The sequence below is a fragment of the Salegentibacter chungangensis genome, assembly GCF_042678405.1.
In the GTDB taxonomy this organism is placed as follows: domain Bacteria; phylum Bacteroidota; class Bacteroidia; order Flavobacteriales; family Flavobacteriaceae; genus Salegentibacter_A; species Salegentibacter_A chungangensis.
The window spans coordinates 2,165,956-2,189,961 of sequence record NZ_JBHTLI010000001.1; the positions used below are offsets into that span (position 1 = coordinate 2,165,956).

22 protein-coding genes and 1 other RNA gene are annotated in these 24,006 nt (G+C 41.7%); 18 read left to right on the forward strand and 5 right to left on the reverse strand.

Going from position 1 to position 24,006, the window contains the following annotated elements:
• Nucleotides 1-47: 47 nt before the first annotated feature.
• Nucleotides 48-3,221, reverse strand: coding sequence for a cytochrome c biogenesis protein CcsA (ccsA, locus tag ACFQ3Q_RS09880; RefSeq protein ID WP_380745275.1), 3,174 nt, complete (start codon nucleotides 3,219-3,221; stop codon nucleotides 48-50).
• Nucleotides 3,222-3,349: 128 nt separating this feature from the next.
• On the opposite strand from ccsA, the gene ACFQ3Q_RS09885 reads away from it, so the two are divergent.
• The 10 genes from ACFQ3Q_RS09885 (at nucleotide 3,350) to ACFQ3Q_RS09930 (ending at nucleotide 13,258) form a co-directional block, all read left to right on the forward strand.
• Nucleotides 3,350-4,111 (forward strand): Rossmann-like and DUF2520 domain-containing protein, encoded by a 762-nt coding sequence (locus tag ACFQ3Q_RS09885; RefSeq protein ID WP_380745277.1) that lies wholly within the window; start codon nucleotides 3,350-3,352, stop codon nucleotides 4,109-4,111.
• Nucleotides 4,095-4,604 carry a KdsC family phosphatase gene (locus ACFQ3Q_RS09890; RefSeq protein WP_380745279.1) on the forward strand — a complete coding sequence of 170 codons (510 nt, stop codon included), beginning with the start codon at nucleotides 4,095-4,097 and terminating at the stop codon, nucleotides 4,602-4,604. The genes ACFQ3Q_RS09885 and ACFQ3Q_RS09890 overlap by 17 nt, the downstream gene beginning before the upstream one ends.
• 4 nt (nucleotides 4,605-4,608) lie before the next feature.
• Nucleotides 4,609-4,935 carry a DMT family transporter gene (locus ACFQ3Q_RS09895; RefSeq protein ID WP_380745281.1) on the forward strand — a complete coding sequence of 109 codons (327 nt, stop codon included), beginning with the start codon at nucleotides 4,609-4,611 and terminating at the stop codon, nucleotides 4,933-4,935.
• Nucleotides 4,936-4,944: 9 nt separating this feature from the next.
• Nucleotides 4,945-5,856: a geranylgeranylglycerol-phosphate geranylgeranyltransferase gene (locus tag ACFQ3Q_RS09900; protein ID WP_380745283.1), complete on the forward strand. Its 912-nt coding sequence runs from the start codon at nucleotides 4,945-4,947 to the stop codon at nucleotides 5,854-5,856.
• Nucleotides 5,857-5,860: 4 nt separating this feature from the next.
• The gene (locus ACFQ3Q_RS09905) at nucleotides 5,861-6,451 is read left to right on the forward strand and encodes a Maf-like protein (protein ID WP_380745285.1); all 591 of its coding nucleotides are present in this window, start codon (nucleotides 5,861-5,863) and stop codon (nucleotides 6,449-6,451) included.
• Nucleotides 6,452-6,481: 30 nt separating this feature from the next.
• A complete protein-coding gene (locus ACFQ3Q_RS09910; protein WP_380745287.1) occupies nucleotides 6,482-7,372 on the forward strand; it encodes a septum formation inhibitor Maf in 891 nt (296 codons plus the stop codon).
• Nucleotides 7,372-7,911 carry a mechanosensitive ion channel domain-containing protein gene (locus tag ACFQ3Q_RS09915; protein ID WP_380745289.1) on the forward strand — a complete coding sequence of 180 codons (540 nt, stop codon included), beginning with the start codon at nucleotides 7,372-7,374 and terminating at the stop codon, nucleotides 7,909-7,911. Before ACFQ3Q_RS09910 ends, ACFQ3Q_RS09915 begins: the two co-directional genes overlap by 1 nt.
• Nucleotides 7,912-7,982: 71 nt before the next feature.
• Nucleotides 7,983-10,472 (forward strand): PIG-L family deacetylase, encoded by a 2,490-nt coding sequence (locus ACFQ3Q_RS09920; protein ID WP_380745290.1) that lies wholly within the window; start codon nucleotides 7,983-7,985, stop codon nucleotides 10,470-10,472.
• Nucleotides 10,473-10,583: 111 nt separating this feature from the next.
• A complete protein-coding gene (locus ACFQ3Q_RS09925) occupies nucleotides 10,584-12,287 on the forward strand; it encodes a sodium:solute symporter (protein ID WP_380745292.1) in 1,704 nt (567 codons plus the stop codon).
• Entirely contained in the window at nucleotides 12,284-13,258 is a 975-nt protein-coding gene (locus ACFQ3Q_RS09930; RefSeq protein WP_380745293.1) for a Gfo/Idh/MocA family protein, read from the forward strand. Before ACFQ3Q_RS09925 ends, ACFQ3Q_RS09930 begins: the two co-directional genes overlap by 4 nt.
• A gap of 58 nt (nucleotides 13,259-13,316) precedes the next feature.
• Here the strand turns inward: ACFQ3Q_RS09930 and ACFQ3Q_RS09935 are convergent, their stop codons facing one another.
• Nucleotides 13,317-14,162 carry a DUF2911 domain-containing protein gene (locus ACFQ3Q_RS09935; RefSeq protein ID WP_380745295.1) on the reverse strand — a complete coding sequence of 282 codons (846 nt, stop codon included), beginning with the start codon at nucleotides 14,160-14,162 and terminating at the stop codon, nucleotides 13,317-13,319.
• Between the two features lie 156 nt (nucleotides 14,163-14,318).
• Here ACFQ3Q_RS09935 and ACFQ3Q_RS09940 point away from each other — a divergent pair, with 156 nt between their 5' ends.
• The 3 genes from ACFQ3Q_RS09940 to ACFQ3Q_RS09950 are packed head-to-tail and all read left to right on the forward strand — an operon-like array spanning nucleotide 14,319 to nucleotide 16,845.
• Nucleotides 14,319-14,822 carry an SRPBCC family protein gene (locus tag ACFQ3Q_RS09940; RefSeq protein ID WP_380745613.1) on the forward strand — a complete coding sequence of 168 codons (504 nt, stop codon included), beginning with the start codon at nucleotides 14,319-14,321 and terminating at the stop codon, nucleotides 14,820-14,822.
• Between the two features lie 17 nt (nucleotides 14,823-14,839).
• Complete coding sequence (locus ACFQ3Q_RS09945; protein WP_380745297.1) at nucleotides 14,840-15,538, forward strand: SDR family NAD(P)-dependent oxidoreductase; 699 nt, start codon at nucleotides 14,840-14,842, stop codon at nucleotides 15,536-15,538.
• On the forward strand, nucleotides 15,538-16,845 hold the full coding sequence (locus ACFQ3Q_RS09950) for a cryptochrome/photolyase family protein (protein WP_380745299.1): 1,308 nt from the start codon (nucleotides 15,538-15,540) through the stop codon (nucleotides 16,843-16,845). The genes ACFQ3Q_RS09945 and ACFQ3Q_RS09950 overlap by 1 nt, the downstream gene beginning before the upstream one ends.
• Here ACFQ3Q_RS09950 and kdsB read toward each other — a convergent pair.
• Both kdsB and ACFQ3Q_RS09960 read right to left on the reverse strand, forming a co-directional pair.
• Nucleotides 16,842-17,558 (reverse strand): 3-deoxy-manno-octulosonate cytidylyltransferase, encoded by a 717-nt coding sequence (gene kdsB / locus ACFQ3Q_RS09955; RefSeq protein WP_380745615.1) that lies wholly within the window; start codon nucleotides 17,556-17,558, stop codon nucleotides 16,842-16,844. The genes ACFQ3Q_RS09950 and kdsB overlap by 4 nt on opposite strands.
• Nucleotides 17,559-17,633: 75 nt before the next feature.
• Nucleotides 17,634-19,070, reverse strand: coding sequence for an ATP-dependent DNA helicase (locus tag ACFQ3Q_RS09960; RefSeq protein ID WP_380745301.1), 1,437 nt, complete (start codon nucleotides 19,068-19,070; stop codon nucleotides 17,634-17,636).
• 121 nt (nucleotides 19,071-19,191) lie between these two features.
• Here ACFQ3Q_RS09960 and ACFQ3Q_RS09965 point away from each other — a divergent pair, with 121 nt between their 5' ends.
• The 4 genes from ACFQ3Q_RS09965 to ACFQ3Q_RS09980 are packed head-to-tail and all read left to right on the forward strand — an operon-like array spanning nucleotide 19,192 to nucleotide 21,585.
• Complete coding sequence (locus tag ACFQ3Q_RS09965; RefSeq protein ID WP_380745303.1) at nucleotides 19,192-19,842, forward strand: hypothetical protein; 651 nt, start codon at nucleotides 19,192-19,194, stop codon at nucleotides 19,840-19,842.
• On the forward strand, nucleotides 19,829-20,647 hold the full coding sequence (locus ACFQ3Q_RS09970) for a DUF3822 family protein (protein ID WP_380745305.1): 819 nt from the start codon (nucleotides 19,829-19,831) through the stop codon (nucleotides 20,645-20,647). The genes ACFQ3Q_RS09965 and ACFQ3Q_RS09970 overlap by 14 nt, the downstream gene beginning before the upstream one ends.
• 4 nt (nucleotides 20,648-20,651) lie before the next feature.
• The gene (locus ACFQ3Q_RS09975) at nucleotides 20,652-21,185 is read left to right on the forward strand and encodes an RsmD family RNA methyltransferase (RefSeq protein ID WP_380745307.1); all 534 of its coding nucleotides are present in this window, start codon (nucleotides 20,652-20,654) and stop codon (nucleotides 21,183-21,185) included.
• Nucleotides 21,186-21,207: 22 nt separating this feature from the next.
• Complete coding sequence (locus ACFQ3Q_RS09980; RefSeq protein WP_380745308.1) at nucleotides 21,208-21,585, forward strand: hypothetical protein; 378 nt, start codon at nucleotides 21,208-21,210, stop codon at nucleotides 21,583-21,585.
• On the opposite strand, the gene rnpB is transcribed toward ACFQ3Q_RS09980, so the two are convergent.
• An RNA gene (gene rnpB, locus ACFQ3Q_RS09985) (RNase P RNA component class A) lies at nucleotides 21,584-21,900 on the reverse strand. The two genes, ACFQ3Q_RS09980 and rnpB, sit on opposite strands and share 2 nt — an antisense overlap.
• 129 nt (nucleotides 21,901-22,029) lie before the next feature.
• Between rnpB and ACFQ3Q_RS09990 the strand changes: the two genes are divergently transcribed.
• On the forward strand, nucleotides 22,030-24,006 hold the full coding sequence (locus ACFQ3Q_RS09990; RefSeq protein WP_380745310.1) for a DNA polymerase III subunit gamma/tau: 1,977 nt from the start codon (nucleotides 22,030-22,032) through the stop codon (nucleotides 24,004-24,006).

Here is a 24,006-nt window from a genome sequence, read left to right on the forward strand (position 1 = left end):
AAAAACCTGCAATCTGCAGGTTTTTTTATTTCTTTTTTATTCAAAACTTAAGTGTTTTTCTTTTTCGCGCCTTTGGAGAAATACTTCCTGAATCTCCAATAGGAAACCGCTCCCAGAACTGCAACACCAGCGATAGAATAGTATACAAAGTCTGGTGTTATCACCTTATCTCCGCTGGCATAGGAATGCAGGCCTACAAGGTAGAAGTTCACCCCGAAATACGTCATCAGGATACTCGCAAAAGCAACCACAGACATAAAATTGAAGAACCAGCGGCTCCTTAAGCCTGGTACAAGCCTCATATGTATCACAAAAGCATATACCATAATACTGATCAGCGCCCAGGTTTCCTTAGGGTCCCAGCCCCAGTATCTTCCCCAGCTTTCATTGGCCCACTGTCCTCCAAGGAAGTTTCCTATGGTAAGCATTACCAAACCAACGGTAAGTGCCATTTCATTAATGATGCTGATCTCTTTAATGTTAAGCTCCATCTTTTTCTTATTATCCTCATTGGTTAGGATCATCAGGATTAAAGCAACGATACCAAGGATCATTCCCAGAGTAAAGGGACCATAACTCCCAACAATAACAGAAACATGTATCATTAACCAATAAGAATTCAGTACAGGTTGCAGGTTCGCAATAGCCGGATCCATCCAGTTCCAGTGAGCGATCATAAGGATCATAGATGTTACAAATGCCGTTGAAGCAACCGTAAGCGTACTTTTTCGCCCAAAGGCAAGCCCGAAGAACATCGTGGCCCAGGCTATATAGATCATAGATTCGTAGGCATCACTCCAGGGCGCGTGGCCTGAAATATACCATCTGGCAATAAGACCAAGCGTGTGCAGTACAAATAGAATAATGATCACGCCGGCACTGGTCTTAATAAGTCCCCGAACAACCTTATTGTCTTTAAATATCTGGAAGATCACAAAGACCAGCATCAGCAATCCTGCCAGCATATACATCCAGAAAAGATTCCTGAAAATATCATACTTATTATAAGTGATCTCTGCCTCTATTTTATTTTTGGATGGAATCACTTCAGAACCAAATTTCTTCTGAAAGCTTTTAATACTGCCTAAGTACTCATTAGGCTTGGAGTAATCTCCGGTTTCCCTGGCATCTTTCAGGCTATTGATATATATCGGAAGAATTTGCCTTGTATAAACCGAATCCATCCCCTTAAAATTAGCCTCCGGTGCTTCGGGATAGGAAACCCATTTATTATTCTCATTCCCCGGGATAGGGAATATTTTAAGGACTTTTCCCTCAAGTGCCTGATAAAGCAGGTTAACCTTTTTATCGGTCTCCTTAAAATCTTTCTGAAACTGATTGGGAACTGAAGCCCGATAGGCCTCTTCCAGGTATGGACTAAGTTTATAAGAACCGGTATTGTCAAAAAAGTCAGTAAGGGCAAGATATTCCTGATCTTCACTGGCGCCAACCAGGTGCCTGATACTGTCATTATGCCTTTTCACATAGATAAGTGGAACATTATACCACATCACAGGGTTCTCTGTCATAGAGATAAGCACCTGATCTGAAGAAAGCCCTTCATAATGATCTTTCTTGCTCAGTTTTCTTAGTAGTTCAGATGAATAGGTGTTAGCAGGTTTCATTCTGCCTCCTGCGTCCTGAATTACCAGTCGGCCAAAATTTGCAGCGTGTTCCTTGCTAACGGCATTCTTAATGATTATTGAATCCACCTGCTTTTTCCTGCTCTCTATATGAGTGTGATCTTCAGAAGTTTGAGCAAACCCTGAAAAAGAGAGCATCATTAAAGCCGCAACGAGACCGAGTTTATTCTTTTTTACCTTCACTTTATCGAGCATTTCTTTTAAATGACCAAACCTTGAACCTTTAGCAAACAACACCCACATTAGCCCGAAATAAAGGAGAAAATAGCCTATGTAAGTGATCCAGGTTCCCCAGAAATCGTGATTAACAGAAAGCACGGTACCTTTTTCATCGGGTTGAAAACTTGACTGAAAGAACCTATAACCTTTGTGATCCAAAACGTGGTTCATATAAATATCATAAGGAACATTCTCCTTTCCTTCTTCGACGATCTCGACCTTACTTTTAAAAGAGGAATAACTTTTCTCCGTTCCGGGGTATCTTTCGGCTATAAAATCATTCAGTTTAAGGGCAAATGGCAGCTCCATCTCCTTAGAGCCATAATTAAAATAGAACTCAAGTCCCGCAAGGTTCACTTTTTCCGGCTCGCTAACAAGCCCTTTCCCTCCAAGAAGTGTTACCGTTTTAGATTCACCCTGTGAGCTTACTTTAAGGCTTAACGCATCGGGTTGGGTATCCAGCTTTTCTTCCGTCTTTACCACATCATATCTACCCTTCATTGCAGGTTCGGGGATCACAAACTGAATATTTCCCATATTGTAAAGGGACCTTAGCATTAAAGTTTGCGTAGAATCCTTAACCAGGTCCCCTTTCTTCTGATCGGCCATACGCATATAGCTGGCTTCAAAGGGAGAGTTAATGGTGTATTTCCCATCTTCGTTCAGCTGAATATTTACCGCACCATCGGTTGGTTTATTAAACGTGAACAAGGTATTGTGAATATTACTAACCTGTCCTGCTTCCAGATAATGATCGTGGCGTTCTCCCCCACCTGCTTCAACAATTTTCAGATATTGCTTCCCGTCTTCGTCGGGGACCAAAGTTTCTTCAGCTCCGTAAATAAAATTGGTAACCTCAATTCTCACGGGTTGCCCATTATAATCGGTATTAAGTACATAATCGTTCTCTGTTTCAGGCGCAAAAAGCACCGGTTCCTCAAGAACCCTTCTCCGCGGCTGCCCGTTAATCTCACCATCAATAAACGTGGTCAGGTAAGTTTTTTCGGAAAGATAGGTGTTAGTGGTCTCGCCTTCTCTTATCGGCATCACTCCCTCATAACTTATATACCTGGTCACAAAAGCTCCTGTAAGTATAAGGATGAAGGAAAGGTGAAGTAACAAAGAAGACCACTTTTCCCGCTTGTAAAGCTGATATCTTTTAATATTTCCGATAAAGTTGACCACAAAGAACAGCATAATCCCCTCAAACCACCAGGTATTATAAATAAGGACTCTTGCTGTTTCTATACTGTACCAACTTTCGATAAGGGTTCCCAGTGCCATTGATGTGGCAAAGACTATAAACAAAACGGCCATTATTCGGGTAGAGAAAATAACGGAGGCTATTTTATTTTGCATTGAGGATGTAGTTTTATAAATGGCTGCAAATTTAAGGATTTTTAACTTTTTAGCATCGATAAAAACACTCAATATCGGCTGTAAATGTTAATTTTACCAGCCTTTAATTTTTTGGTAATTTAGCCACGATGATAAATGTGATCCTTTTAGGAGCCGGCAATGTCGCAACCCACTTATTTAGGGCTTTCCGGGAATGTAAAAATGTAAATCTTATCCAGGTTTATAACCACAAGGCTGGTAAACTTAAAGATTTTCAAAGGGAAGTTGCGACCACTACCGACCTTTCCAAGCTGAAAACAGCCGATTTCTATGTGCTTGCTCTTAAAGATGACGCTATAAATGAAGTTGCAGAAGGGCTCCATATTGAATCTGGAGTTGTATTACACACTTCAGGCGGAAAAGATATGAAGTTGCTTTCCCGCTTTCAGGAACACGGAGTATTTTATCCGCTACAGACTTTCTCAAAAAACAGGAACCTGAACTTCAGGGAAATCCCCATATGCCTGGAAGCCAGCTCCCCTAAAGTTTTGGGTAGGGTGAGAAAGCTTGCTGTTAATATTTCAGACAATATTTACGAAATAGATTCAGAGAGCCGCAGGCGAATGCACGTGGCTGCTGTTTTTGCCAATAACTTCACCAATCATCTTTACGAACTTTCCTCCGAAATTTGTGAAGAGAACGGAATTGAGTTTGATATTCTGAAACCCCTTATCCGGGAGACCGCTTCAAAAATAGAAAGCTTATCACCTAAAGAAGCCCAAACAGGACCGGCAATCCGCAACGACCAGCATACAATACAAACACACCTTGATCTTCTGAATGAAGACCAGCAAAAAATATATAAAACCCTAACCTCATCCATTCAAAAAACCTATGGAAAAAAGTTATAAAGAATACCTTAACCAGATTAACACCTTTGTTTTTGACGTAGACGGCGTTCTAACCGATGGTACCATTCAGGTTAGCACCCACGGAGAATTATTAAGGACTATGAATATGAAAGACGGGTACGCTATGAAAGCTGCCGTAGAGGCAGGTTATACCGTTTGCATCATTTCCGGCGGAAAAAATGAAGGGGTAAGAAAGCGCCTGCGTGGCCTGGGCATTACCGATATCTACCTTGGTGTTCACGACAAAGTGGAACAGATGGATGAATTCTTCGATATTTACTCTATTAAGCCAGATGAAGTGCTGTATATGGGAGACGACATCCCGGATTACCACCCTATGAAGCTTGTGGGATTGCCCTGTTGCCCACAAGATGCGGCCCCTGAGATCAAAGAGCTTTCAAAATATGTTTCTCACAGAAAAGGTGGAAAAGGCTGCGTTCGCGATGTTATAGAACAGGTGTTGAAGGTACAGGGAAAATGGATAGAAAAATAATCGGATGAACTGGCTTTTACTGGTTATAGCAGGCTTGTTTGAAGTGGGGTTCGCCTTTTGTCTTGGTAAGGTAAAAGTAAGTGCCGGAAATACTGCAGCATTTTGGTTTGCCGGTTTCATCCTTTCTTTATGCCTTAGTATGATCTTACTTTACAAAGCAAGCCAAAGCCTGCCTATTGGAACAGCCTATGCGGTATGGACAGGTATTGGTGCCGTGGGCACGGTAATTCTGGGAATCCTGGTCTTCAAAGAACCTGTACACTTCTGGCGCATCTTTTTTCTGAGTACTCTTATCATTTCTCTGGTGGGATTAAAATTTGTCACTAACTAATTTTCCGTAATGTATTCATTCCTAAAACTCATCAGGTACAAGAACCTCATCTTTATTGCCCTTACCCAATTGCTCATAAAGTATAGTCTGTTTAACCTGATGGATGCGGATACCGTGCTCAGCGATTTTGGTTATTCCTTGATGATCTTCGCTAATATCTGTCTGGCCGCTTCAGGATATATCATTAATGACATCTATGATGTGGCTTCCGACAAGATTAATAAGCCTGAAAAAATGATCGTTGGAAAAAAGATCTCTGAAAAGACCGCCACCCGCTTTTTTTTCCTATTAAGCATTATTGGTGTAGGCATAGGGTTCTACCTCGCCAACCTGGTTGATAAACCGGGATTTACGGCAATATTCGTATTTTCCTCTGCCCTGCTCTACCTCTATGCTTCCTATTTGCAACAGGTAATCCTCGCCGGAAATATCCTGATAAGCATCCTGGTTGCAGGAGTTGTTCTCCTGCCGGGGCTTATAGACCTGTTCCCAGCCACAAATGAATTTAATAAGCAAAATCAATCCCTTATCTTCTCCATCTTACTGGACTATACCCTATTCGCTTTTCTTCTAAACCTTTTAAGGGAGATGGTAAAGGACCAGGAAGATATTAACGGGGATTACAATGCCGGAATTACAACCCTCCCCATCGTATATGGAGTGCAGCGAACAAATAAGGTGATCTTTGGACTAGGCTTATTTACTGCAGGAATAATCATATATTATGTATATAGTTACCTGTTTGAAAATATTGCTGCGGTGTTATATACACTCATTCTCATCCTGGGACCACTTTTCTATTTTCTGGCCTACATTCCCACGGCCAGCAGGAAAAAAGAATTCACCAGATTGAGCATTGTTCTTAAACTTGTGCTATTTTTTGGCTTAATCTCGATCGGATTACATCAATATATAATTTAAAATTATGCTGAAAGACTTTCTAAAAGACAAAGAGATCATCCTTGCTTCAGGCTCACCAAGAAGACAGAATTTCTTTGAAGAACTCGAAATACCCTTCAGGGTAGATGTGCGCCCGGTAAAAGAAGAGTACCCCCATTACCTGAAGGATGAGGCCATAACCGATTTTCTTGCTGAGCTTAAAGCAGAAGCCTTCCAGGGAGAGCTTGCAGAGAATCAGATCCTGATCACCAGTGACACCATTGTCTGTAATGAGGGAAATGCTATGGGGAAACCGGCAAGCGATAATGAGGCCTTCGAAATGATCTCCTCCCTCTCCGGCAAAACCCATCAGGTAATCACCTCGGTTTGTTTTACAACTCCCAAAAAACAGATAACGGTAAATTGCAGGACCAATGTCACTTTTAAGGATCTCACTAAAGAGGAGATAGAATATTACATCAAGCACTACAAAACTTCAGATAAGGCAGGCGGATATGCCATCCAGGAATGGATAGGCCTTATTGGGATCACACATATTGAGGGGAGCTATTTTAACGTTGTGGGACTCCCTACACATTTGGTTTATGACTGCCTCCTGGAAATTGGTCGATTTTAATTTTTGTATTTTTATTCAAAACAACAAAAAATGCTCCGGTCAGTTATATACATTCTGGTTGCTTTAGCTTTTACGGCGTGTAAGGATTATGCTGAACCTAAAAGAGAAAAGAAGGAGTTATCGGAAGAATTTAAGAAATACTGGTTTTCGGGAAAAGCCGAAATCACCAGCTATAAACTGGAACAGGCCAGATATGGAGAAGTAAGAGAAGGCACGGCGGTACTGGTTTATGTGACAGAAGACTTTCTTCCCCGCATACAGGTAAAAGCAAACCATCAGGATGAGAAAAACATCCCTGTATTAAAACTCAACTCCACTAAGAAATTCATCACGGGGATTTATCCTTACAGCATTATGGAGAGCAGCTTTTACCCCGTTCATAACAACAGGCACGCGTTAAAAGTTTCTGCTTCAGTGCAGGAATGGTGTGGGCAGGTCTATATGCAGCTTAATAACAGGGAACAATTTGAGATTATAAGCCATTCCTATTTTGAGGGAGAAGCCGATAAAAATTTTACGGCCCCGCAAACCAACCTGGAGAACGAGATCTGGAATATTATCAGGATAGACCCTTCCAGCCTTCCGCAGGGGGAAACAGAAATGATCCCATCTTTTGAGTATTTAAGACTTCAGCATAAACCGCTTAAGCCCTATCGCGTTAATTTAAATCTGGACACCAAAGATTCCCTAAGAATATACACTATAAACTATCCCGATTTGGACAGAAAACTGAAAGTATATTTCAGCAAAGACTTCCCTTATACCATAGAGAAATGGGAAGAAACAGTAAAAAGCGGGTTTGGGGATAATACCGAAACAATCACCACGCGGACAGAAAAAATGAAATCTTTAAAGACTGCATACTGGAAAAAGAACAGGAATAAAGACATATATTTGCGTAAAAAACTAGGCTTAGACTAATGTACGAATTGCTATCTACTTACCGCACAGAACTTGGCTACACGGTAGCTACCATCGTTTTTTTATTCATAATGCAATTCCTCCTGAGAAAAACGGCTCACAGGGTGGGAAAACGCAGTGAGATCAACATTACCAGGACCAGGCTAATGTTCAAATACATCAATATCCTTATTGTTTTAATTGCAGTTTTCCTGTTATCCCTTGCCTGGGGCGTAGGCCTTACTGAGCTCTCCCTGGTCTTTTCTTCGGTATTCGCGGTGCTGGGAGTTGCCCTGTTCGCAATCTGGTCTATACTAAGCAATATTACATCAGGAATAATTCTTTTCTTTTCCTTTCCATATAAAATTGGGGATAAGATAAAGATCCACGACAAAGAAAGTCCTATTGAAGCAATTATAGAGGATATCAAGGCTTTTCACTTACACTTAAGAACCATAGATGGAGAACTGATCACATACCCAAACAACCTTGTTCTTCAAAAAGCAGTCTCTCTTATAGAAAAGGACGTCTATGCCGATGAAGGCAAAGACTCTTTATAAAAGCCGAAGAAAAGAGACGCAAAAGCGGTTAAATTTTTATATTTGGTTCTATTCCTTTTAAAAACCGCCTAATGCGTAAGCTTTCATTTTTTCTTGCTTTACTATTCTCTATAAGTCTGAACGCCCAGGCTCCGGAAAAATTAAGCTCTTCTGATATATACCAGAAGATTAAAAAATTGAATTTCCTGGGAACTGTGCTTTATATCGCTGCTCATCCCGATGATGAGAACACAAGGCTCATCTCCTATTTCTCTAATGAGGTCAATGCCAGAACAGGCTATCTCTCGATCACCCGTGGTGATGGAGGACAAAATTTAATAGGTCCTGAAATACGGGAACAACTTGGGATTATAAGAACCCAGGAGTTACTGGCGGCAAGAAAGATAGATGGCGGAGAACAATTCTTTACCAGAGCCAATGATTTTGGCTATTCTAAAACCCCTTCAGAAACCCTCAGGATCTGGAACAAAGATAAAGTGTTAAGTGATGTGGTGCGGGTCATCAGGAAGTTCAGACCCGATGTTATTATTAACCGTTTTGATCACCGAACCCCCGGAACAACTCACGGCCATCACACCTCTTCGGCAATACTTAGCGTTGAGGCATTTGACCTGGCAGGCAATAAGAACGCCTTTAAGGAGCAGCTCACCACCACGCAAACCTGGCAACCGGAAAGACTGTTTTTCAACACCTCTCCCTGGTTCTATGGAGGGCAGGAAGCATTCGACCAGGCCGACAAGTCTAATTTTATGGAATTCGATACCGGGGTGTATTTTCCGCTTAAAGGACTATCAAATCCGGAGATCGCCTCGATAAGCCGAAGCCAGCACAGATCGCAAGGTTTTGGCAGCAGCGGCAGCCGGGGAAGCCAGATGGAATACCTGGAGCTTATTAATGGAAATATGCCGCAAACTGATGAAGGTATATTCGCGGGTATAGATACCAGCTGGAGCCGCGTAAAAGGAGGTGAAAAAATTGGAAAGATCCTTGCGGAGGTTGAAAAGGACTTCGACTTTACCGATCCGCAGGCAAGTATTCCGAAATTAACAGTAGCCTATCAGCTAATCAAGGATCTTGACAATGACCACTGGAGATCCATCAAAACCAAAGAAATAAAGTCTATAATCCAGGCTTGTGCAGGCCTTTATCTTGAAGCAGTAGCCGAAACAAGCTATGCCACTCCGGGAGCACTTATTCCGGTACAACTGGAAGCCATTAACCGTAGTGATGCCGATATCCGCTTACTGGAGATTCAGCTTAGTCCTAACGATTCTCATATAGAACCAAATGTTAGCCTGAAAAACAATATTGGCTGGGCTAATGCAATTACACTTAAAATTCCGAAAAACAGTTTATTCACCTCCCCTTACTGGCTCAAGAAAGAGCATAGTATTGGAATGTATCAGGTAGAAGATAATAGCCTTATTAGCCAGGCAGAAACCCCGGAATATACAAGAGCCACTTTCAGGCTGAAAATAAACGAAACGGAGATCCCTTTCGAAAAACGCATAGTTCATAAATATACCGACCCGGTAAAAGGGGAAACCTATCAGCCTTTCGAGATCGTACCGGCCGTCTCAGTTGAGTTCACTGAAGACATGCTGATCTTTGACAATGAAGATCCTAAAACAGTTTCGGTTAAGGTGATTTCTGCTAAAGACAGCATTGAAGGGACGCTCTCTCTAAAAGCTGAAGGAAACTGGAAAATTGAGCCTCTAAGTACAAAGTTTAATATTCCAAAAAAAGGAGGTGCGGCCAGCCTTCAGTTTCTCATCACTCCTCCTTCTAGGCAAAGCGAGGTTACCTTAAAACCGGAAGTAATGATAGGAGAGAAATCCTATTCAGATAAGCTGGTAAGAATAGAATACCCCCACTTCCCAACTCAAACCCTGGTAATGCCTTCCGGCCTGAAAATGGCTAAGCTCGATATAGAGAAGCACGGAGAACAAATAGGTTATATAGAAGGTGCCGGCGATATAGTTCCTGAAAGCCTGGAACAAATAGGATATAATGTCACAAAATTAAGCCCTCAGGATATCACTGCCGAGATCCTTTCAAAATTCGATGCAGTAGTAATAGGGATCAGGGCCTATAACACAGTTGAAGAGTTAAAGTTCAAACAGTCAGAATTGTTCAGCTATGTAGAAAATGGAGGTACGCTCATCACACAGTATAACACCAGCCGGGGCCTGGTTACAGATAGGCTCTCCCCTTTTGAACTTAAGCTTTCCAGGGACAGGGTAACCGAAGAAAATGCGGAAGTGACGTTTCTTGCTCCGCAACATCCCCTTCTAAATTACCCAAATAAGATCACAAAAAAGGATTTTGATGGATGGGTCCAGGAGCGCGGTCTTTACTTTCCCGATGAGTGGAGCGAAGAATTCACCCCCATTCTGTCTATGCACGATCAGGGTGAAAGCCCTAAACAGGGAAGTCTGCTTGTAGCCAAATACGGAAAGGGTTATTACATTTATACAGGGCTTAGCTTCTTCAGGGAATTTCCGGCGGGAGTTCCGGGAGCCTACCGCTTATTTGCTAATATGATCTCAATAGGAAAATAATGGAAGAAAAACCGGAAAAATATATCTGGAAAAAGAGTTACAGCCTGGTACTTATAGCCAATGCACTGTATATAGTTTTGTTTTATTTTGTAATGACAATTTTCGCCTGATATGCAGTTAATAGATTGGTTGGTACTTATTGGAACCATTGGCTTTATTGTACTTTACGGGGTATACAGATCCAGAGGCAGCAAGAACGTACAAGAGTATATAAAAGGTGGAAATAATTCTCATTGGTGGACTATTGGTTTATCAGTAATGGCCACTCAGGCCAGTGCGATCACCTTTCTTTCCACCCCGGGACAGGCATTTCATGACGGAATGGGCTTTGTACAGTTCTACTTTGGTCTCCCCATTGCAATGGTGATCATTTGCATGGTCTTTATTCCTATTTATCACCGGCTTAAGGTCTATACTGCCTATGAATACCTGGAGTCAAGATTCGACAGAAAGACACGCGTTCTAACTGCACTGCTGTTCCTAATACAAAGAGGACTTGCAGCCGGCCTTACCATCTTTGCTCCCGCCATAATCCTTTCTGCCGTTTTAGGCTGGAATCTAACGGGGCTCACGGTGCTTATTGGAGTACTCGTTATAATCTATACGGTTTCAGGAGGAACCAGAGCCGTAAGCGTTACCCATAAACAACAAATGGCGGTGATCCTTACCGGGATGATCGCAACTTTTTTTATTATTCTAAGCTTTCTTCCTGAAAACATCAACTTTACCAAGGCCCTGGAGATTGCAGGCTCCAGCGGTAAAATGGACGTTCTGGATTTTTCCATAGATCTCGAAAACCGATATACGGTATGGAGCGGATTGATAGGGGGATCTTTCCTTGCACTCTCCTACTTCGGAACAGATCAAAGCCAGGTGCAACGCTATTTAACCGGGAAATCTGTGCGGGAAAGTCAATTAGGGATGATCTTCAATGGTTTACTCAAAGTGCCGTTACAGTTCTTTATCCTGTTGGTTGGAGTGATGGTATTCGTCTTCTATCAATTTAACTCCGCCCCGCTTAACTTTAATCCTGCAGCTACAGAAACGGTGCTGAACTCAGATTATTCTGAACAATATCAGGACCTGATGCTGGAGCACGAAAAGCTTCAGGAGCGAAAACAGGAACTTACTCTCAATTATGCGGAATTGGGGGAAAATGTATCTTCATACCAAAGACAGGAGTTCGAAGAAAAGCTAAATATGGTAAACCAGGCCGAACTCTCAACCCGGGACAAGGCAAGGATTTTCATTGAAGCTGCCGATGAGGAAGCCGAAAGCAATGACAAGGATTATGTATTTATCCACTTCATCCTGAATAACCTGCCACGCGGGCTTATAGGACTTTTACTGGCGGTGATCCTTTCTGCCGCGATGTCTTCAACCGCCTCCGAACTTAACGCACTGGCCTCCACAACCGCGATAGATATTTATAAGAGAAACCTAAAAACCGAAAAGAGCGATGAGCACTTCCTTAAAGCTTCAAAGTGGTTTACCCTTCTCTGGGGTCTAATTGCCATTGGGTTCGCCAGTGTTGCAGACCTTTTTGACAACCTTATTCAACTGGTAAATATTATAGGTTCCATATTTTATGGTAATGTACTGGGGGTATTCCTGCTCGCCTTTTTTATAAAATATGTAAAAAGCAACGCCGTGTTCATAGCAGCCATAATCACCCAGGTGATTATCATTGGAATCTGGATGCTGGACGGAGTACCTTATTTATGGCTAAACCTAATTGGTTGTGCTTTGGTGATAAGTATCGCTCTATTGCTAGAAAGATTCATTAAAACCGATCAAAATGCCGCTGAAGTATGAAGAATGAAAAAATAAAATGGGGAATCCTGGGGCTTGGTAAGATAGCCGGAAAGTTTGCCCGTGGCCTTGAGCACATAGATGGTTCCGAATTATATGCCGTTGCCAGCCGGTCAATTTCAAAAGCAAAAGAATTTGCAAGGGAATTCCCTGAAGCAAGACCTTACGGAAGCTATGAGGAAATGCTGAAAGATGAAAATATTGATGTGATCTATATAGCCACGCCCCACGTATTTCATCTGGAGCACAGTTTACTTAGCCTGAAACATGACAAAGCCGTGTTATGCGAAAAACCTTTTGCCCTTAATACTTCCCAGGTTGAAGAAATGATCACTATGGCAAAAAACAAAGATTTATTCCTGATGGAAGCTATGTGGACACAATTTCTTCCTCATTTCAAATTTGTGAAACAAGTAATAGAGTCAGGAAAGTATGGAAAAATCAGGAACCTGAAAGCCAATTTCGGGTTTGAAGCGCCCGTAGACTACAACAAAAGGCTTTATAATAAAGCTCTTGGAGGCGGAAGCCTTCTGGATATCGGGATCTATCCGGTATTTATGGCTCTGAGCCTGCTTGGAGAGCCCGAAAAATTTCAGGCGAAAGCGGAATTCTCAAAGACCGGGATAGATCAACACTGTGATATCATCTTTGAATATCCGGGAGGAACAGAAGCAAAACTCCAAAGCAGTATTGTAAAGAAAACCGATACTGCGGCCAAAATAGTATTAGAAAAAGCCACGATAACCCTTAATTCCAGGTTTCACGAACCAACTTCAGTAACTATTTCCACAGCAGAAGGAGAAGAAATAAAGGAGTTTGAAACCTCTGGAAACGGTTACAATTTTGAAGCAGAACACGTAGAAAGAATGCTCAGGGAAGGCAGAAAGGAAAGCACGGAAATGACCTTTGAAAAAAGCCTGAGCCTGATCCGGCATTTAGATATGATAAGGAATAAGATAGACCTTGATTATTAGTAAAATAAAAAAGGCCTTCCATATTGTTGAAGGCCTTTTTTTATGAGTTAAGTTAAGCTTATTCAGCTCCCCACTCTTCAAGCGATTCTTTATTCATCTTCACATAAGTCTTGTCCCCGGCTTTCTCGGCCGCTGCAAGCGATTTCTTTGCTGTCTTAATAGCCTCTTCTTTTTTTCCGAGCTCGGCCTCTATAAGCGATTTTCTGCGCAGCATCCAGTAGGCATTGGGATCTGCCATATCCACTGCCTTTTTAATCCACTCATAAGCCTGCTCAAGGTCCTTTTCGGTATCGTGAAAGTAAACAGCAGAGGCAAAATAGTCTCCCGCGGTAGGACCGTTCATCACCTTCTCTATACTGGCCATTGTTTTGGCATCGGTAGGCACCTCGAATGTCAGGCTGGCCATTGTCTTTTCCCAAAGAAAATTAAGTGCAGCTGAATTGTTGGTAAGGTCATCTATCATAATGGTGAAGGTTTCCATCTCCCAGGGCAGTTCGGTAACTTCAGCCTGTGTTTTTAAGGCAACTTTAGATTCCTCCCACTCCTGAGGGGTGCCCCAATTGTTTGAATCCTTATAGAAAATCACATCCCAGCTGTCCTTCTTCGGAATGGTAAATAATGCATAAGTACCTTTGGATAAGGTCTCTCCGTTGATTATCACATCATCTGAAAAACTGATCTTTGTATTGGCATTAGCTCCTGTCCGCCACATTTCATTGTACGGAACAAGACCTCCAAAGATCTGCCTGTCCTTCATCCCGGGTCGGGAATATTCAAGGCTTACATCGGTTAGTCCAACCTTTTGTTCAACTTTCGCATAAGGACTTGGCTGTGGAGCCTGAACCTGTGCATTTACGGTAAATCCGGCAACAACAAAGCAAAGGCCTAATAAAAATTTCTTCATAATATTTTGGTTTTAGTGTTAACCAAATATAAGAATTAAGAACTATAAGCTTGTTTTAATTTAGTTTGTCTTCAGGAAAATACAATTTACATTTTGTTTAACTTATTATATTTTATTTTAAACATTCGGATGATTAATTTTACCAAAAGCATAGATATGAAGATCTACACCCTGCATACCCGTCAAAAACTTCCCATTAGTGTTGAAGAGGCCTGGAATTTTTTATCCAGTCCCGAGAACCTGAAAACCATTACCCCAGACTATATGGGATTTGATATTATTTCAAATAACGCTGAAACAATGTATCCCGGACAGATCATACAATATGTGGTAACCCCAATTGCCGGGATCAAAACCAAATGGGTCACCGAGATCACCCACGTACGGGAACCGGAGTATTTTGTGGATGAACAGCGATTTGGGCCTTATACTCTCTGGCATCACAAGCATTTTATTAAGGAGATTGAAGGCGGTATAGAAATGGAAGATATCGTAGATTATAAATTACCATTCGGGATATTAGGAAGATTAGCTCACCCCTTTCTGGTCGCTCCAAAACTGAAGGAGATTTTTAGTTACAGAAAAGAAAAACTGAAAGAGCTTTTTGGCGAGTTTGAAGAAAAACAGGAAAAAGATATAAAACTCACAAAAGCGTCCTGAATCAATAAAATAAAACAATGAAAAAGAATATTGTACTTATTGGAGGCTCAACAGGAATAGGTCGTGAAATTGCCGGTGAGCTTAATGAAAATCACAATGTAATTATAGCTTCCCGAAATTCAGGAGACCTTGAAAAGGATGGCATCACACATCTTGAATTTGATGTCACTAAAGATGATGCTGCTGCGCTAGACCTTCCGGAATCCATACACGGATTGGTCTATTGCCCCGGAAGCATCAATCTTAAGCCTTTTAAGATGCTAAAACCGAAAGATTTCGAGGAAGAAATGAACCTCAATTTCTTAAGTCTTGTAAAAGTGGTACAGGCATTATTGCCTAAACTTAAGAATGCCGAAAAACCAAGTCTGTTATTTTTCAGTACTGTAGCAGTTAAGGTGGGTATGCCATATCATACCAGCATTGCAGCAGCAAAAGGAGCCATAGAGGGATTTGCCAAATCGCTTGCAGCAGAATATGCCCCGAGTTTCAGAGTGAACGTTATTGCCCCTTCCCTAACCGATACACCGCTTGCTGAAAAACTGCTGTCCAATGATTCTAAAAAGGAAAAAATGAATGAGCGTCATCCGCTAAAAAGAGTCGGAGAAGCCAGGGATATAGCCAGGGCGGCTGTCTTTCTGCTAAGTGAAGACAGCAGCTGGATCACCGGCCAGGTATTTGGCGTAGATGGCGGACTTTCAACCCTTAACTTATCTTAATGCCACAGGAAGTAAATATATTCTGGTTCCGAAGAGACTTAAGGCTCGATGATAATGTAGGCTTCCTGGAGGCCTTGAAGGGTGAGCTTCCGGTCCTTCCAATTTTCATTTTTGATACCGAGATCCTTGATAGTCTGTCGGAGGATGATGCCCGCGTAAGTTTCATCTTTGAAAAACTCCAGGAAATGAGAAAAGAACTGCAAGAGAAATACAAAAGCTCTCTTGCAATCTACCACGGGAGGCCAGGTTCGGTTTTTAAACAGGTCCTTAAAGAGTTTACTGTTTCCAAAGTATTTACCAATCACGATTATGAGCCTTATGCCCGGGAACGAGATAGCGCTATCAAAAAACTGCTCTCTCACGAAAATATTGAATTTAAAAGCTTTAAAGACCAGGTGATCTTCGAAAAAGATGAGATCACCAAGAATGATGGTGGCCCGTATGTGGTATACACGCCCTATATGAAATCCTGGAAAGAAAAGTTCAGAAATACGGATTTAAAGATCCATTACACCAGTCAATACCTGGATAATCTCATAAAAAACAAACGGCTCCCTAATTTAAGCCTTTCGGATATAGGTTTTAGAACTTCAGAGATCAAGGTTCCCGATTATGATGTGACTCCAGGTCTCATCAGCAATTACGAGAATACCCGCAATATTCCGGAAAAGGACGGTACCTCGAGATTGGGGCCTCATTTAAGGTTCGGCACGGTAAGCGTTCGAAAAATGGTAAAAAAAGCAAACGCGGAACAAAACAAAACCTTCCTGGAAGAACTTATCTGGAGAGAGTTCTTTATGCAAGTACTTTACCATTATCCCAAAACAGTGACCGAGTCTTTTAAAAAGAAATATGACAACATCGGCTGGAGGAATAATAAGGAAGAGTTTGAAAAATGGAAAGCAGGTAAAACCGGTTATCCCTTAGTAGACGCAGGAATGAGACAGCTTAACCAAACTGGCTATATGCACAACCGCGTAAGAATGCTGGTGGGTAGTTTTCTCTGCAAGCACTTATTGATCGACTGGCGCTGGGGAGAAGCTTATTTCGCCGAAAAATTACTGGATTATGAAATGGCCTCGAATGTTGGAAACTGGCAATGGGTAGCGGGGAGCGGCGTTGACGCTGCGCCCTATTTCAGGATCTTTAATCCTACCACACAGATCGAAAAATTTGACAAGGACCATAAGTATATCAAAGAGTGGGTAAAAGAATTCGGCACTGAAGACTATCCCGATAAGATGGTAAATCATAAGGAAGCAAGGGAACGGGCCCTGGAAACTTATAAGGCCGCGGTCAGTAATTAGGACCTAAGCAGCTTTTTCGCTTTTTCAAGATCTTCAGGGGTATCTATTCCTATGGTTTGCATAGAAGTTTCAACCATTTTGATGTTCTTACCATATTCAAGGTACCTGATACATTCTATCTTTTCGGTCTCTTCCAATGGCAACATAGGCAGGTTATAAAAATCAATAAGAGCCTGTTTCCGGAAGGCATAAATTCCTATATGCTTGTAATACGTAATATGAGCTTCGGTGTTTCTTGGGTACGGAATAGGAAATCTTGAAAAATAAAGCGCGAAATCATTCTTATTGGTGATCACCTTCACATTATTAGGATTGGTGATCTCATCGCTTTCAGTCAATGCACATTTCAGGGAAGCAAGGTCTATGGCCGCAGCATCATCCTGCTGGAATACATCCAGCAATTTTTCAAGGCTGGCCTTATCGATAAAAGGTTCATCCCCCTGAACGTTCACCACTATATCCACATCCATATCCTGCACAGCCTCGGCAATCCTGTCACTCCCGCATTCGTGCTCTTCCTTGCTTTTAATGGCCTTCCCGCCAAAGCCGGTGACCTCCTCGAAGATCTTATCACTGTCGGTAACCACATAGACCTGCTGAAAGAGCCCGGTGTTTTTAGCGGCTTCATAGGTCCTTCTTATTACTGTTTTCCCTTCGAGGTCTTTCAGTAATTTCCCCGGAAACCTGCTGGCTTCATACCTGGCCGGGATCATCGCAATAATTTTTAAAGGAGTCGTATTCAAAATATAATGTTTTGGTTGCACAAATTTAGCCAAAATAGATCGGCTTTATTCCTGAAGGAAAAAATCATCCTTAAACCCGATCAGGTATAATTTATCGGTTGCACGGGTCACAGCAGTATACAGCCATCTAAGATACTCCTTCCCCACCCCTTCAGGCAGGTAAGGCTGTTCTATAAATATGGTATGCCATTGGCCACCCTGGGATTTATGACAGGTCATAGCATAGGAAAACTTGATCTGAAGGGCGTTAAAGTATTTATTATTCTTCACCTTCATAAACTTCTTATATTTTGAAGTTTCCTCGGCATAGTCTTTCATCACCTCCTGGTAAAGGTTATTGGATTCCTCATATGAAAGGGATGGCGTATTTGAAGTAAGTGTATCAAGCATTACTACAGTTTCAAAGGGACGCATCCTGGGGTAATCTACCATTTGCACCTGCACTTCGGCGAAGCGGAAACCGTAGAGTTCTTTTATTGCAAAGATCTCCAGTACTTTTATAATATCCCCATTAGCAATAAATCCGGCTTCAGAACTTGGCTTGATCCAGAAATAATTGTTCTTAACCACCATCAGGTAATCTCCGGCAGAAATTTCCTCTTCCTGGAAAAGAATACGCTGCCTGATCTGTTGGTTGTACAGGTTTGCTCTTTTATTGGAACGAACAATGATACTGGTGTCTTCATTCCCGAGGTTTTCATAGGAATCCTGGATGGCTTCCATTATATCATAGCCATCGGTAAGCCTTACCACATCGGCTTTTGGTGTAAGTTCAAACTGAAAACTTTCGTAAAACTCATCCTGCAGACATTCCCTGATACGCGTCGCATTCAGTAAAATATCACTTTCCTCGCTCTGTCTTACAACTTCATCCAGCTGAATGTGTGATACCTCCTTATTATAGGCAAACTCAAGCTTCTGCTCTTCCAGGGCCGGGCTCATATCCATCTTCACCGGCGGAAGCTGGGCAGTATCACCTATCAGGATCAGCTGGCAGTTGTGCCCCGAATAGACATACTGGATAAGATCGTCCAGCAAAGAGCCATTCTCAAAAAGCTTTGTATCTGTACTGGCGTCTGAGATCATTGAAGCCTCATCCACTATAAAAATGCTGTTCTTATGTTTATTGGGTTGTAAAACGAATTTCACCCCGGAGCCCCCCGATTTTTTAGGGAAATATATCTTCTTATGGATGGTAAAAGCCTCCTGTTTCGAATAGTTAGAAATCACCTTGGCCGCTCTACCGGTAGGGGCCATTAAAATACCCGATTTCTTTATTTTCCAGAGATTTTTAACAAACGAACTAATAATGGTGGTTTTCCCTGTACCGGCAAAGCCTTTTAAAACATAAAGTGAATCCTTATTTCCTTCTACCGCAAACTTTGAAAGTTGCTGTAAGGCTATATCCTGTTTGGCTTTAGCGGGAAACCCGAGATCCTTTAAAAGTAACTTGTAGAATGCAGAGACATTCAGTTTTTCCATAGCATTGTCATCAATTATCAAAGATAAGAAGGGATTTTTAGGGAAGAAACTTTTACGAATAAAAAAAAATTGTAGATTTGTCGTGGAACACTAGTAAATTTTAAAATAAAATTAAGAAAGCATGAGACTTGCAATTCAGTTACTTCTTTGGGTGGTAATTATTTTTCTGGCATACCTTACTTTTGATGCCGTATACCAGCCAATCCAATTTAACAAAGTTAAAGAGAAACGTTACGCTAAAGTAATTGAAAACCTTAAAGACATCCGTCAGGCAGAGCTTGCCCATAAAGAGGTGATCGGAAAATTTCAGGATAACTGGGACAGTCTTGTTGCTTTTATCGATACCGCTGAATTTGCTATTACTCAGCGTCGTGACACTACCTTCCTTGACGAAGAATATCGTAAGAACTATGGAGTTGACAGATACGTAGAAAGCGTTGTAATTGACACTTTAGGATTTGTACCTGTAAAAGACTCTTTATTTCAAGGAAACCGCGAGCGTTACACAACTATGATGAACGTACCTGTTGAAGGAGTGGATGCCAAATTTGAACTTAAAGCCGGAACAGTGAAAAAAGGAGAGTCTGATATCCCTGTATTCGAAGCTAAAGTGGCAAAAAGTGTAGTTCTTTCTGATCAGGATAAAGACCTTATCCTACAGGAAAACGAAGTTGTTTCTGTAGAGCAGGTAAACGGTCGTTATATTAAAGTTGGTTCTATGAATGAAGTTAATACTAAAGGGAACTGGCCAAAAGTGTATGGCGACGAATAAAATAGAAAACACCTTATTTAAACTGTCCATTCAGGTTAGCCTGAATGGACTTTCTTTTTGTGTTCTAAACAAAAATACCAGGGAGGTCGTTTTTTTCAAAAAAACAGACTTCAGAGAGCAACTGGATCCCATCAGAATCCTTGCTGAAATCGAGCTTCAGTATGAAGAAGAAAAGGAACTTCACCGCAATATGGATGAGGTTAACCTTATCTTCAGCAATCAGCTATACGCCCTTGTGCCTTCAGCATATTTCAGGGAAGAAGATGCTTCAAATTATTTGAAATTCAACACCAAGATCCTTCGAACCGACTTTATTGCTCACGAAGAGATTAATAGTCAGGATATGGTTAACGTTTATATCCCCTACACGAATATCATCAATTACTTTTTTGAAAAGTACGGAGAGTTCGAATACAAACACAGCAGCTCGGTTTTACTGGAAGCATTGTTAAAGCTGCCGAAGCAGAAAAAAGCGACACTGTATTTATATAATAAAGAAAAGGAATATGATCTTGTGGTTATCGAAAACGGAGAGTTGCTGCTTTGCAACACATTTTCTTATGACACCAAAGAGGATTTCCTTTATTACATTCTTTTCACCGCAGAGCAGTTAAATCTTGATCCATCCAATATGGACCTGCAATTGCTTGGTGAGATCTATAAGGATTCTGAAATTTACAAGATCGCCTACAGGTACATTAAGAATATCAGTTTTTATGAAGCCGACTTCCAAATCGAAACTTCAGAAGACCTTTCTTATAGCCTGGATGAAACCAAGGACTTTGTTCTTTTTAAATCACTTTAACTGAATGAGAATTATATCGGGATCCTCAAAAGGAAAGAAAATTACAGCACCAAAAAAGCTACCCGTAAGGCCCACTACAGATATGGCCAAGGAAGCTTTATTCAACATCCTGAACAATCATTATCATTTTTCAGGCTTGAGTGTGCTGGACCTTTTTGCAGGAACCGGGAATATCTCCTACGAATTCGCATCCCGGGGCGCAGAAAACATCACAGCAGTAGATGGTAATTTTGAATGTGTAAAATTCATCAAGAAGACTTCAGAGGAACTTGGCTTCAATATTAGTGTAATAAAAAGCGATGTGTACAAGTACCTTGAAAAAACTCCTTTAAAGGCCGATATCATCTTTGCGGACCCCCCTTATGATTTCGAAACTGAAAAATTTGAGGAAATAGCCAATATCGTTTTTAAGAATGAGCTTCTCACCCATATAGGGCAGCTTATTATTGAGCATTCCAAGCACACTGACCTTTCCAAACATCCTAAATTCATTGAGGCTCGTCGCTATGGCGGCTCTGTTTTTAGTTTCTTTGAATAGTTTTAATTTCCTATATTGAATTATGTTTAAAGTTGAAAAGATCCTTGAGCTGGACTACGCCAGCCTCAGATTCTATCCGGATTTTGTAGTCTCTGAAATAAAACCGGACATCATTTTTGATCTTTATTATCTTAAAGATCTTGTAGAAATATGTAATGATTATTTTAAAGACAGACCCTTCGTATATATTTCCCATAGAAAGAACAGCTATACTGTAAACCCTATGATCTACTTAAATATAAAGCACAATAAAGGGCTTCAGGGGATAGCTTTTGTGAGCAAGAGCGGCTCAAGCCTTATCACCGCCAATTTTGAAGGTAATTTTTCACCGGTGCCATACGATTTTTTCAACTCCCTGGACGAGGCTAAAGTCTGGGCAAACAAACTCATAAACAATTAAAAAAAGCAGGCCTGTAAGCCGGATTCTGTCTCCCACCGGGATCCTTAATCATTTATCTACGGACTTTGTTACCAAAGGCCTTTAGCTGCCTACCCTCCGGCAACGGACGGGCGATCCTTAAATGCCGGTATACATGGCATTGCACCGCATAGAGTTTACCTGATTTCACTACAGCGTTACCTGTACATTCTTTCTGTTGCACTGGTCCTGATCTCACGACCGATGGGTGTTACCCACTATGCTGCCCTACGGTGTCCGGACTTTCCTCCACGGTTAGGGCGAACCCTAAACCACAGCGATAAGGCGGCCTGCTTCCCGGCAAATGTACATCAATTTTTTTGGTCAGGGCATTGTTAATTTCTTCAGTGCATTTGTTTAAAAATAAACCGGGATGGCTTCCTTCTTAAGCCTGCTATTTTTATATTTGTTGTTCAATAAAATTCAATGGAGCATTTCGTAGTATCAGCGCGTAAGTACAGACCGCAAACCTTTAAAGATGTTGTAGGCCAGCAGGCGATCACCAATACCCTTAAAAATGCCATTGAACACAATCATCTGGCCCAGGCTTTGCTCTTTACCGGTCCTCGTGGAGTAGGAAAAACTACCTGCGCCAGGATCCTGGCCAAAATGATCAATCAGGACGGCACTCAAAGTCCTGATGAAGATTTTGCTTTTAACATCTTTGAACTCGATGCGGCTTCCAACAACTCTGTAGACGATATTCGTAACCTGATAGACCAGGTTCGCATTCCCCCTCAGGTTGGCCAATACAAGGTCTATATTATAGATGAGGTGCATATGCTCTCTCAATCGGCCTTTAATGCCTTTTTAAAGACGCTAGAGGAACCTCCAAAACACGCGATATTTATACTGGCTACTACCGAAAAGCATAAGATCATCCCAACCATCCTTTCCCGTTGCCAGATCTTCGATTTTAAGAGGATCACGGTGACCGACGCCAAGAACTACCTTTCTTATATCGCAGAACAGGAAGGAGTAAATGCCGATGAAGATGCACTTAATATTATTGCACAAAAAGCCGATGGGGCAATGAGGGATGCGCTTTCCATCTATGACAGGGTGGTCAGCTTCAGCGGCAAAGATCTAACCAGGCAGGCGGTAACCGAAAACCTGAACGTGCTGGATTATGACACCTATATGAAGGTTACAGAGCTCATCCTGGACAACAATATCCCGGGCCTACTGATTGCCTATAACGAAATTCTTTCCAGCGGTTTTGACGGACACCATTTTATCGCAGGACTGGCTTCGCATTTCAGGGACCTTCTTGTGTGCAAAGATCAGAAAACCATAGCCCTGCTTGAAGTTGGGGAACAGACCAAGACCAAGTACTTTGAACAGTCACAAAAAACTCCACATCAGTTTCTGCTGAAAGCGCTCGACCTGGCTAATGATTGTGATCTTAAATATAAAAGCAGCCATAACCAGAGATTGCTTGTAGAGCTTTGCCTGATGCAACTGGCCTCCATTACTCAGGGTGCTGAAAAAAAAAACTCTGAGCCGGCAATAATCCCGGCTGAAAACTTTGAGAAAAAATCGGTTAAGCTTAGTTCTGAAGAGAAAAAGCTTGTAAGAACCAACGAAAATGGGCAGGGAAACCAGAATCCGCCAAAAGAGGCACAGCTCCCTTCAGATGAAAATAACAATTCTGCCACGACTAATCTTCCTCCGGCCGAAAATGGCCAGTATCATTCTGAAGCCAGTCCTGCAGCAGAAGTATCGGAACCTGAAATTCCCTTGAACACCCCTGAAAAGGATGATCAGGAAGAAACTTCAGCAAAGCAAAACCAGGAACCTGCTATTCAGGAAAAGCCTGCCGAAGAAACCGTTCAGGAAAACAGCCTTCAGCAAGACACTCCTGAAATAAAGGAGGAAACTACAGAAGAAGCAAAGAAAACCACACAGGAAGAGACTCCTGCAGTTTCTCCTGAAGTGAAAAAGACAAAAGTTTCCGGGCTTTCGCTTAAGAGCATCAGTAAGAAAAAGGAACTAGAGGCAAAACAACAGGAGAGAGCACCTTCCAAATCAATTGAATTAAACGGGGAGTTCAATGAAAATCAGCTTCAGGCTGCCTGGGACGATTATGTACACAGGGTAAAGAATAAAGGAGAAAAGATCCTTGCCTCCATTCTGGAAACCGATCTTCCTACTTTAAAAGGGAAAGAGATACATCTGGAATTGCCTAATGAAACGATGAAGCTGGACCTTGAGCGCCATCAGAATAAACTTATGGGCTTCCTCAAGAACAGGCTTCAAAACACGCAGATCTCGCTGCATATTTCGGTAAATGAGACTACGGCAAAGAAGTTTGCCTTTACCCCTATCGAAAAATATAATAAACTGAAAGAAAAGAATCCTTTACTGGACGAACTTAGAAAAACATTCGATTTAGACGTATAG